12 protein-coding genes are annotated in these 10237 nt (G+C 50.9%); 3 read left to right on the forward strand and 9 right to left on the reverse strand.

Going from position 1 to position 10237, the window contains the following annotated elements; all coding sequences use genetic code 11:
* Positions 1-65: 65 nt before the first annotated feature.
* Genes JCM15764_RS07050 through JCM15764_RS07060 form a run of 3 tightly spaced genes read right to left on the reverse strand, consistent with a single transcriptional unit; the run spans position 66 to position 1884 of the window.
* A complete protein-coding gene (locus tag JCM15764_RS07050; RefSeq protein WP_054693978.1) occupies positions 66-251 on the reverse strand; it encodes a hypothetical protein in 186 nt (61 codons plus the stop codon).
* Complete coding sequence (locus JCM15764_RS07055) at positions 248-1402, reverse strand: PAS domain-containing protein (protein WP_054693981.1); 1155 nt, start codon at positions 1400-1402, stop codon at positions 248-250. The genes JCM15764_RS07050 and JCM15764_RS07055 overlap by 4 nt, the downstream gene beginning before the upstream one ends.
* 35 nt (positions 1403-1437) lie before the next feature.
* Positions 1438-1884: a ferritin-like domain-containing protein gene (locus JCM15764_RS07060; RefSeq protein WP_054693984.1), complete on the reverse strand. Its 447-nt coding sequence runs from the start codon at positions 1882-1884 to the stop codon at positions 1438-1440.
* 159 nt (positions 1885-2043) lie between these two features.
* Between JCM15764_RS07060 and JCM15764_RS07065 the strand changes: the two genes are divergently transcribed.
* Positions 2044-3459, forward strand: a complete 1416-nt coding sequence (locus JCM15764_RS07065; protein WP_243688520.1) for an amidohydrolase family protein — start codon at positions 2044-2046, stop codon at positions 3457-3459.
* 7 nt (positions 3460-3466) lie between these two features.
* On the opposite strand, the gene JCM15764_RS07070 is transcribed toward JCM15764_RS07065, so the two are convergent.
* Complete coding sequence (locus JCM15764_RS07070; RefSeq protein ID WP_054693990.1) at positions 3467-4066, reverse strand: MarC family protein; 600 nt, start codon at positions 4064-4066, stop codon at positions 3467-3469.
* Positions 4067-4536: 470 nt separating this feature from the next.
* On the opposite strand from JCM15764_RS07070, the gene JCM15764_RS07075 reads away from it, so the two are divergent.
* The gene (locus tag JCM15764_RS07075) at positions 4537-5586 is read left to right on the forward strand and encodes an OmpA/MotB family protein (protein WP_054693992.1); all 1050 of its coding nucleotides are present in this window, start codon (positions 4537-4539) and stop codon (positions 5584-5586) included.
* Positions 5587-5664: 78 nt separating this feature from the next.
* On the opposite strand, the gene JCM15764_RS07080 is transcribed toward JCM15764_RS07075, so the two are convergent.
* The 5 genes from JCM15764_RS07080 to JCM15764_RS07100 all read right to left on the reverse strand — a co-directional run bounded on the left by JCM15764_RS07080 (position 5665) and on the right by JCM15764_RS07100 (position 9714).
* On the reverse strand, positions 5665-6804 hold the full coding sequence (locus JCM15764_RS07080) for a PAS domain-containing sensor histidine kinase (RefSeq protein WP_054693995.1): 1140 nt from the start codon (positions 6802-6804) through the stop codon (positions 5665-5667).
* A gap of 188 nt (positions 6805-6992) precedes the next feature.
* Complete coding sequence (locus JCM15764_RS07085) at positions 6993-8054, reverse strand: DMT family transporter (protein WP_243688521.1); 1062 nt, start codon at positions 8052-8054, stop codon at positions 6993-6995.
* On the reverse strand, positions 8044-8568 hold the full coding sequence (locus JCM15764_RS07090; protein WP_243688522.1) for a DUF2059 domain-containing protein: 525 nt from the start codon (positions 8566-8568) through the stop codon (positions 8044-8046). The genes JCM15764_RS07085 and JCM15764_RS07090 overlap by 11 nt, the downstream gene beginning before the upstream one ends.
* Before the next feature lie 65 nt (positions 8569-8633).
* Positions 8634-9233, reverse strand: a complete 600-nt coding sequence (locus JCM15764_RS07095; RefSeq protein ID WP_054694002.1) for a hypothetical protein — start codon at positions 9231-9233, stop codon at positions 8634-8636.
* A gap of 145 nt (positions 9234-9378) precedes the next feature.
* Positions 9379-9714: a hypothetical protein gene (locus JCM15764_RS07100; protein ID WP_054694004.1), complete on the reverse strand. Its 336-nt coding sequence runs from the start codon at positions 9712-9714 to the stop codon at positions 9379-9381.
* A 188-nt stretch (positions 9715-9902) separates the two neighbouring features.
* Between JCM15764_RS07100 and JCM15764_RS07105 the strand changes: the two genes are divergently transcribed.
* On the forward strand, positions 9903-10237 hold a 335-nt coding region (locus tag JCM15764_RS07105; RefSeq protein WP_243688523.1), incomplete at its 3' end, for a hypothetical protein.

A 10237-nucleotide genomic window follows, 5' to 3' on the forward strand; every position in this document is an offset into this window, starting at 1 on the left:
ACAAGAAAAAGGGCGGCGGTGGATTGGTGCCGCCCTTTTTTTCTTTTTGGCCTGTAAAAGCCAATTCAGGAAAGATTATCCTCGTCCCCCGACACATGGGGGAAAATCTCGTGGTGCATCTCATGATGACTTTCGAGGATTTTCCCGCAGCTGGCACAAAGATATTTCTCCCCCTTGGTGGTATATTCACTGCGTTCACAATCGGCACACCAGATTCTTACCTCGCATTGGTTCTGAATGTTCTCACTCATGAAGCTCCTTTCCGGTCTCCTGTGCACAAAATGACTGAAAAATCCTTTTTATCCCCATGCACATCAGCGGACCTTGCATTTAGGTCACGGGCTATTGCCGCGGCGCCTATGATAGCCCCTGAACTATCGATAATCGGTGACAATCGAAGTGAAATACTCAGACGGGATTGGTCTTTCTTCACCCGCACCGTATTGAATGGAGGAACCCGCTCGCCCTTGCGGATCTTTTCCAGGATCCGGGGAATCTCATCCGCCCGCTCGGCCGGAGCCAGTATTGATATGGGTCTGCCGATGATTTCGCCGGCAGTGTAACCATACATGGCTTCCGCACCGTAATTCCAACTTGTGATGATACCCTCCAGAGTCTTGCCGATGATGGCATCATCCGACGAGCCGACGATCGCAGCCAAAAAAGCATGATCCTCTTCCATTTTCTTTCTTTCGGATATGTCCTCAGCTATGGCTACATAATTGATCACATTACCTTCAAGGTCTTTTACCGGTGACACGTATACCGATTCCCAATAAATTGCCCCGCTCTTTTTCGTCGCCATCCGCTGACCACGCCACTCTTCACCCCTGGATATGGTTTTCCACACCTGGCTGTACAGATCGAGGGGCATCTTGCTGGAATCGAGGAAATCCGGTCTTTGGTCTTTAACCTCAGACTGGGTCCAACCCGTTACCTCGGAAAACTTGGGGTTGGTATACTGCACCCTACCCTCCGCATCGGTGATTATGGTCATGACGGGACTGAAGCTGACCGCCCGGAAGAGCAGTCTCAGTTCCTGCTCGGCCAATCTTTGTGCCGAGACATCGTGCAGAGTGATCAGCCATGCAGGTTTTTCCTCCCACTGGGTCCGGGAAACAGCCATCTCTACATTCAGGAAATTTCCATCAGGCAGCTTTATGGTCAGCTCTTTCGACTCATCCGGCGTAATGGGGAAACGGAAGGGCAAACCTATGAGTTCGTTAGCCTGACGTCGAAAAATCATAAGAGCAGCATCATTCACATGGCGGATCATCCCCTCGTCATCGGCAATAACGATACCCTCCACACACTTGGCGATAATATTCACCAGCCTGTTCCGGCAGTATTCCAGTTCCTCAGCTCTCTGTTCAAGCAGCTTTTTAGTTTCGTCTTGCATCATAGATGTTGTCCCTGAGCGAACTCCTTCTTTAAACATCAAAGGGGATGGCGAGTGTTGGTGAGGATATCCTGTATATACGACAAATGTCTCTCCTCTTGAGCCAGATTGCTCCTGACGATGTTCAACACATGGGATGGCAAATTAAAGTCAGCCGCCTCTTGATATTTCTTGTTGGTCAGCTTTTCATTGGTCTCCATTGCATCCAAAGCCCCTTTGGTGCTGGTGATGCTCTTCAGCGCCGTGAATCCGCCGAGCAGGTAACCCTTGAAATCAGGTGAAGGTTTTGCCGGTTCTCCGCCAAATTCCCTGACTACTGCCGCAAGGCTGGTTACATGATTCTTGTGGTCGTCCTGGAAATCCAGAAGCTTCCGGCGAATATCGTCGTACTTGATGTGTTTTATTGCCTGTCCGTATGCTTCAACAGCATTCACATCGAGCTTTATCAGATCGTTAAGCCGTTCTATAAGCTCTGCCCTTTCCATAGATCCTCCTTTGCAGGCACCAAGTTGGAATACGTTAATTTTAACCCTGATCCTGATTAAGGCAAACACACCTCTGAAAGTGGTGCCTTTTGTAGCTCCGTCCCTTTTAATACTTCTTTTTTAAGTTAAAATAAATTCATTATTAATGGGAGGTCCATAATGTCCGACGTGAAGGGGAAAGGGATGCCAATGGTCAGATCAGGCACAGGTACAGATGGCCGCGTCATGGTGGAAGAGATACTCGCGCGGTATGCGGATCGCATGTGCACAAAAATGGGCATCAGCCGGCGAAGTTTTCTTTCCACGGCATCAGGCATGGCAGCGGCTTTTCTAGCCATTAATGCCGTTCATGGCCCACTGTTCATGGTTGACCCGGCAGAGGCCGCCGATCCGGGGGCTGCCGCCGAAGCTGGTCGGCGATTGCGGAAACAGTTCATCTTCGATGTCCAGACCCATTACGTCGGTGACAAATACTCCGAAAAGAGAATTCTTTCTTTACGAAGCGAGGCGAAAAAGTGGAACCCGCAGCTTCGTGGAGAAAACGCAACCTTGGACAGCATCCGTTTCGGACCTTACATTAAAGAGGTCTTTCTGGAGAGCGATACGACCATGGCCCTTCTCTCCAGCGCGCCGGCTGATGATCCGGGACGTTGGTTCCTCCACAACCAGGAAGTGATCAAGGCCAGGGACAAGATCAATTCCTTTGCCGGTTCGCGGAGGATGTTCGCACATGCCATATTCACTCCCGGACGACGCGGCTGGCTTGACGGGCTTGACACAGCAGCGGAGAGGAAGCCGGACTCATGGAAAGGCTACACCGTCGGCACCCCATTCGGCCTGTCCAAATGGCCCTGGAGGATGGATGACGAGAAGGTCGTCTACCCAGGTTACCAACGGATGGTTAAATCGGGGATCGCTACAATATGTATCCACAAGGGACTGCTGCCTGCCGGACACCAAATCCTGATGCGTCCCAACTGGCGTTATGGCGCCACTGACGATATTCCGAAGGCGGCAAGAGATTGGCCACAACTCACCTTCGTCATTTACCATTCGGCCTATCGCTCCGGGTCCCCTCCAACCAGAAAAGACATCGATACGTTCGAACGGAGCGGCTATATTCCGTGGGTCAGCGATCTGGCCAGAATGCCCAGGAAACACGGGATCGGCAACCTGTACGCTGAGCTGGGTTCTGTGTTTGCGCTGACGGCAGTCAGCAACCCCCGCTACTGTGCAGGAATCCTGGGCACGCTTATTAAAGGATTCGGCCATGAGCGTGTTCTGTGGGGTACGGATTCCATTTGGTATGGTTCTCCCCAATGGCAAATAGAGGCCTTTCGGCGGATGGAGATTCCTGAAGACCTGCAAAGGAAATTCGGTTTTGAGCCGCTGGGCCCCGCCGACGGTGTGGTAAAACGGGCAATTCTCGGCGGCAACGCCGCTCGCCTCTATGGGATAAAAACCCCAATGGCAAGTACTGCATGGATCGGATCAGCGATCTCAAGTCAAAACAGGAAGAGACTTGGAGGAAGGCACCGGCTTAGCAAGAACTGTAAAATCAAAGGTGGGAGATGAATAGGGATCAGGCAGGTTTGGTCTGGGCCAGGAATGCTACAATGCCATTCAGGGTCATTTCTACGGCAATGGTAGTAAGGATCATCCCCATTAGGCGTTCTATGGCGATTATCCCCCTTTCACCAAGCAGGCGCTCAAGCTCCGTGCACATGATGAGGATCGAGCCGGTGACAACCCAGGCGAAAAGTAACGCCAGAAGCCACTCCTTCCAGCGGTGGGGTTCCCTGCTCATGATCAGGGTCACGGTAATGAGCGCCGAGGGTCCGGACACGTAAGGTATTGCCAGGGGTACGATCAGCGGCTCATTGCCAACTACATTTTCCATGAATTCGTCTTTGGAGGGAAATATCATCTTGATGGCGATGAGGAGCAGGATGATGCCACCTGCTATGGTCAATGACGGACCGGAGATGCTGAGCAGCTTAAGGATCTTTGTTCCCTGGAACATGAACAGGATCATTAATGCCAGGGCGATCAGCAGTTCTCTCAGGATTACCTTCTTTTTCCGATGTTCGGGGACATTCTTAAGGGCCGAGATAAAGAACGGGATGCCTCCCAGAGGATCCATTACCAGGAGCAGGAGTATGACAGCGGCATAAAAGGTCATGCATACCTCCGGGCAGAACGCCCAAAAAGCACCCTTTCCGGATGCGAAACTATTTAGTTGGCCACTCGGAAACTCCGATGAGACACTAACAGTTTCCGATTGGAAACCGTTTCCGGACGGAAACTATTAAACAACATGGGACAGGAATGTCAACCGCCAAGGGGCAAGGAAGGAACAACTGCAGGGGAAAAACGTAAAAAATTTTCTTGGGTTAGCTTTTTTTTACTTCCGGGATATAATTGTTAACGACAATTAATTGGCCAGCTGAACGATTCCTATAAATGCCCCGTGAGAAAGCATTTGGCCACATACTAGATGCGGCCGCATCTCTTCTGCAGCAGCTTTTCCTGTTGCAACAAGACCTACGTATAACTAAGTGCAGTCATAACTCCGTTTGAACACCATGAACGATTGCCAGTCTCCCTTTGTGTCCATGGCAATCGAAACCAAAACCATCAAAGGAGGTAGCCATGCGCATGATCAGAACCGGAAGTACGCTGTTGATTGCTCTAATGGTTTCAGGCTGTGTTTCCATGTCGAAGTACAATGAAAAGGTCCAGGAAGTGGCAATGCTCAGGGGAGATATTCCCACCCTTGAGGCAAATTTGACCAAGTCGGAGGCTGCAGGCAAGGCCCTGCAAGGGGAGTTGCAGAAAAACAGGGAAAATCTGGCAAGGCTGGAGCAGGAGCATGAAAATCTGAAAGCAGAGTATGTGGCCCTGACTGCGGAGAAAGAAAATGCCAACTTGGCGATGGGCGACAGGAGGCATGAATTTTCCAGCGATATGGAGGCGCTCACAGCCAGGTTGAATGAGTCTGAGACAAGGGTCAAAGAGCTCACCACATTACTCCTGGCCCAGGAAGAAGCGGCGAAAAAGGTTCCCGAACTGCAGGCTGCGGTGGCAGACCGCGAAGAAAGAATCAGTAATCTCAATGCCACCCTCCGCTCACTGAAAAGCAATCTTATCCAGATCAGGACGGATGTGGTTCAGCTGGCGAAGAAGAGGTCGGGCAGCGAAGAAAAGGAAAATGCCTACGCTGCATTCCGCAGGGACTTCAGCGATCAGATCGGCAAAGGAGAAATCCTGGTAACCGAATATCCCGACAAACTGATCGTTACCATGCCCGAGCAGGTGCTTTTCAGGTCGGGAAGCGCCACCATCAACAAGGGGGGCAAAAAGGCACTGGAGCGGGTGGCGAGTATTCTGAAAAAGGTTAAAAACAATCGCATCCGTATTGAAGGCCACACGGACAGTACTCCCATAAAAAGTAAACACCGGTATGCCAGCAACTGGGATCTATCCGCAGCCCGAGCTGCCAGCGTTGTCAGGCATTTGCAGAAAAAAGGCGCGGTAAACCCTGAATTTTTGACTCTGGCTGGGTACGGCCCCTATGCTCCGGCGGCTGCCAACAATACCAGCAGGGGGAGAAGTCTGAACCGCCGCATTGAAATTGCCCTTATCCCCATGGATACAACCGTCACCGCCGAAACAAACAAGGAAAAGCTGGCCCTGCGGTAGCGTCAGGTCACAAAAAGGGCTGCTTCCAATGGATGCAGCCCTTTCAAAAAATAATCGGAAAGTACCCTGTCAGTTTTCCTACTCAAGCGTGAAATAGAAAGTAGCTCCGGTTCCCACGCTTCCTTCCGCCCAAATACGGCCGCCATGACTGTTTATGATGCGTTTGACCGTCGCAAGCCCGATGCCGAAACCCTGGTATGTCCTGGCATTGGCCAGGCGTTGAAATGGAGTGAAAATCTTATCGCTCTGGGCCATCTCGAAGCCGACCCCGTTGTCGCATATGAAGTAGGCAACCTTGCCGTTACTCTCGGTAACGCCGAAGATGATCAAAGCGTCATCCTTTTGGGCACTGTATTTCCAGGCATTACCGATGAGATTTTCCAGCGCCACCCTGAGCAGGTCCGCGTCACCGTCGACCACTACCCCATCGGCAATATGAAAATTGACGCTGCGTCCAGGCTCCGTCAATTTTAGTTCCAGGGCAACCGTCGTCACCAGGTCGCTGAGGGAGACCCGTTCCCTTTTGACCTCCTTTTTTGTCAGCATCGACAGCTCGAGGATGGTGTCGATCAGCTTGTTCATCCGCTCGGCACCGGCATAAATCTCCTGCAGGTAATCCCTGCACGGCCGGTAGCTCATTTCGCTGCATTGTTCGAGGACCATCTCGGTATATCCCATGATCCTGGTCAGCGGTTTGCGCAGATCATGTGAAACCGTGTAGCTGAAGGCCTCCAGTTCACGGTTGGCTGCTTCCAGTTCAGCGGCGTGGGCAGCAACATTTCCATGAAGCAGTTCAATCTCGGCCGAGGTCGTCTTGCGGTGGGAGATGTCCTCCTGGACCGTCACCCAATAGGATTTTCCGGAAGTATCCATTGCCGTGATGCGTGCATGGGTCTGAAGCTTCGTGCCGTCCTTCCGGCGATTGGGGAGCTCTCCACTCCACTCACCCACCGTTCTGAGGGATCCGGAAATATCCCTGAAGATTCTTCCGTTTTCTTCATCTGAACAGTCGTTGAGAACGGTGATATGTTGCCCTTGCAGGTCAGCGGAATTGTAACCGAACATTTTATTAAAAGCCGGGTTGGTCAGGACAATAAAGCCGTTTTCGTCACAGACGCTCACCCCCTCCGCCATCTTTTCAAGCACCAGGGAGTGCATCATCAGGGTGCTGAGGGTCTTCTCGTCAACATCAAGTGTTTTTATATCTAGTTGCAGCATGAAGGTCCCGTTGGGCTGTAAGGTTGTGGCCGTCCTCAAGCTCTTGCCAGTTATGATTCAAATCCGTCTTTTCGCGGCATGGGGCATAGTAGTTAGCGAGTATAAGCAATAAAAGTACCACATTAAGATGGGAAGTTGGCACAGGTTTTAATATATCTGGGGAAAAAACATGTTATTTACGACGTTAACTAATGAAGATGTCGATGATGGATGTCGGGCCAGTGGGTATGTGTATGGGTTACAGGCTCGTGTACGTGAAAATGGTCATGATTCTCTTTATCCTCGTCCTTGTCGTGCTCATGGGCATGGTGCTCGTCATGCCCATGGGGATGGGAATGGGCAAGCCGTTCATGCCGATGCACGTGCCCATGCCGTTCGCCAAAGAGTAAAAACATTCCCGAAAGCATGACCAGCGCCGCCACCCAGTACTCCCCCGGAGGGCGCTCTCCAAGAACGATGACCGAAAGGATGGTGCCGATGAACGGCCCCGAGGCAAACCAGGTGCTGGTTCTTGCCGTCCCGATCACCCTCAGTGCCTGGACGAACAGGACAAGGCTTGCTCCATAGCTGAGTGCTCCGACAGCAAGCGCACCTGTGACCTGAAATGCCGTGACAGGACCTGTGAAAAAGAAAAGGGAGAGAAGGACGTTGAATATCCCCGCGCTCCACCCCTTCATGCAAGCCAGAAGGGAAGCAGGAATCGACTCCAGCTCCCGGGTGAGATTATTGTCGATTCCCCACAGGAGGCAGGCCGCCAGAACGGAAAGTCCGGGAATCGACAACTGTACCTCTTTGCTGCCGGTGAAAATCATCAAAATCGAAGCGCCGATGATGAGCACCTTGCCGATCCAGACCCGGTAACCGATCTGCTCGTGGAAGATCAGCCACGCCAGCAGAGTGGTTGCAACGGTCTCGAAATTGAGCAGCAGCGACACCTCGCTTGCCGTGCCGTAACGGATACCATAGGCCAGGAAAAGGGGTGCGGCCACCCCGCCGGACAGAATCGCGCCGGCAAGAAGTGCCTTCTGCCGCCAGGAAAGAGAACCGAGAATATGGAAAACATCGGCCCTTTGCCCCAAGACCACACCGGTCAGTCCCAGGCCCGAGCCCAGATAGAGCAGTCCGGCAAGGAGCGCCGGCGGCATCTGCCCGACAATGGCCTTGCAGGCAACCGGAGACATGCCGAAGAGAATTGCGGAAAGAATTGCCAGGTAGAGACCTTTTTTATGCATGGCCGGGCTATTTATCATCAAATCCTTCTCTTTTCAGCCGGGACTCCAGACGTGGAACAAGCCCAGGGGCAATGCCCTCACCCCATGCTTGCCCCACCTGCATGCATTCGCCCATCACTGCAGGCATTGCTTGTATGCTCTTTTTGCCCAGTGGAGTGCTATAAAAGGCAATGAGACCGTTGATCTCGGCTTGAGTGAAATGCTTTGCGTATACCGGCACAATCTCTGTCATGAGTTTCGGCATTTCCTCTGCAAAAACCTGACTTATCTCATCCTTGATGGCCGCCACGGCCTTAGGCGGCATCTCGGGGGTATTCTTGCCCATAGAATCGATAATCTGGTTCGTAACCGCTACCCCCATTTGAAGACCAAGGGCTTCGGCCCCGGTCATTTTCAGCAGTCTGATTATGTCGCTTCTGAACTCCTTTGATATCTCCTCAGCACATGCGCTCCCGACCTGCAGCAACACGAAAACAAAAATAACCATCATGCAGCTGAAGCCTTTTCTCATCGTACCTGTTTGCGTGAACATCGGTTCTCCTTTTTGTTAATTTTGGCGGTACAACCGGAAATTTCCTTGCCAGGAGCTGATGAATATTAATTTTCCGATGCTTTCTCTTTTCGGCGTACCAGCTCCTCCTTCATCCGCGCAGCCATTTGTACCTTGATTTCTTTGCCGAAGGCGGCAAGTCTCGCCTCTATTGCAGGCATGGCACGGGCAAATGCAAGAAATACCGGGGTTTTCTCAAAGCGCTTGGCTATGGTTTCTTCGGTCCGGGTAAACTTTAGAGGTCTTGCTTTACCAGTAGTCAGCAACTGCACTTGGGTAGCGACAAACTTGCGTCCTATCGGTCCTTCCCAATGCTCGGAAAGCTGTCGGCATGTCTCCATATCGAATTGACTCGCCATAAACTCCCTGAACTCATGGCCGATGTACTCTTTATCGATAAAGGGCTCCACGACAGCAGCCATCAAATCTGCTGTGGCCGGGTCACTGGTGCGCATCTGCTGCAAGATCTTTCTGGTTGGAATGGTCAGTGACTCGTACATCCCCATGGCATACACGAGGCGTTCAGCCGCTTCCAAGTGAGCAGTGGAAAAATCGTTCCCGTTTTCGGCGGTGGCCAAGTGCGGCAGCAGCAGACCGACCATTAGGGTGATAAAAACCATCCATTTACGATTAAAAGTCAGAAACATGTTTTTTCCTTGAGGTCATGGTGCTAACGGAAGAATTGGACTACAGACTGCTGTGAATAAATTGGGGGTCACGATGTCGTAGCACTCATCAGTTAGGGTTTATATCCGCCAATGTTATGCCTTGATTCAATTTTTGTAGTCCCTATTACTTCTGTGACTTTGTTGCCAGCCTCCATGTACCCTTCTCCGCCCGCAATCCGACTGCGTCGGCAAAATTAACTATGAGTCCATAGCTTGATTCAGCAGGTGCAGACATACGGAATGTCTTTGATGTCCCTGCCGTAAGCCCTTGAATCTGATGTCGTATTTTTTCATCCCTGCCGAATTTCTGAATGATCTCTATGGACTCTATTTTCTTTCCTGAATTATTTACAAAATCAATTACCACCATGGGCGAGCCGGCATGGAATATGGAAGCAGTTAATACTCCGGCTAGAAAAACTGCGATGAAAGCAAAGATGAAAAGTATTCTTTTTATCATTTGTTGATTGTCCTAAACGTCTAAAGGCGCACCGGCGGAGCGTAGCGGAGACCGCGTGCCGCCGCTGGTTGTAGGTGCCTACCTTGCCTTAGAATTTATTTCTATTTTTGCACTTGCGCGTTAAAGGATTTTACGTATAATATTTTGGCTTATTATGTTACGTATCATATAAACAACAGCGAGAAAACATGGCTATTGCCTACGACCTCAACGATCTAATTAAAGCATGCGGAGAAATCAACCGGGTCGTAGTTCTGGGCAAGGCTGAAAGATCTGCTCGCGATGATTTTGGACTGCTTACAAAAAAAGCAGTGCTCGATTTCATTTATAATGATGGCCTTGAAAAACCTCAACACATAAACACAAAACGGTGGGAGCAAAATCCCGATACTGATCTTATTCTGATTGATGCCTATAGCTTTTATTCAGGCCCCAAGCATGGATATTTAGCATTTTTTCATAGCCCTAAGACAGGGAAGTGGCTCATAAAATCTTTCAAGTTAAACAGAGATGCTGAGCCTAG

Origin of the sequence: Geotalea toluenoxydans JCM 15764 (assembly GCF_001311985.1) — a bacterium.
Classification (GTDB): Bacteria; Desulfobacterota; Desulfuromonadia; order Geobacterales; family Geobacteraceae; genus Geotalea; species Geotalea toluenoxydans.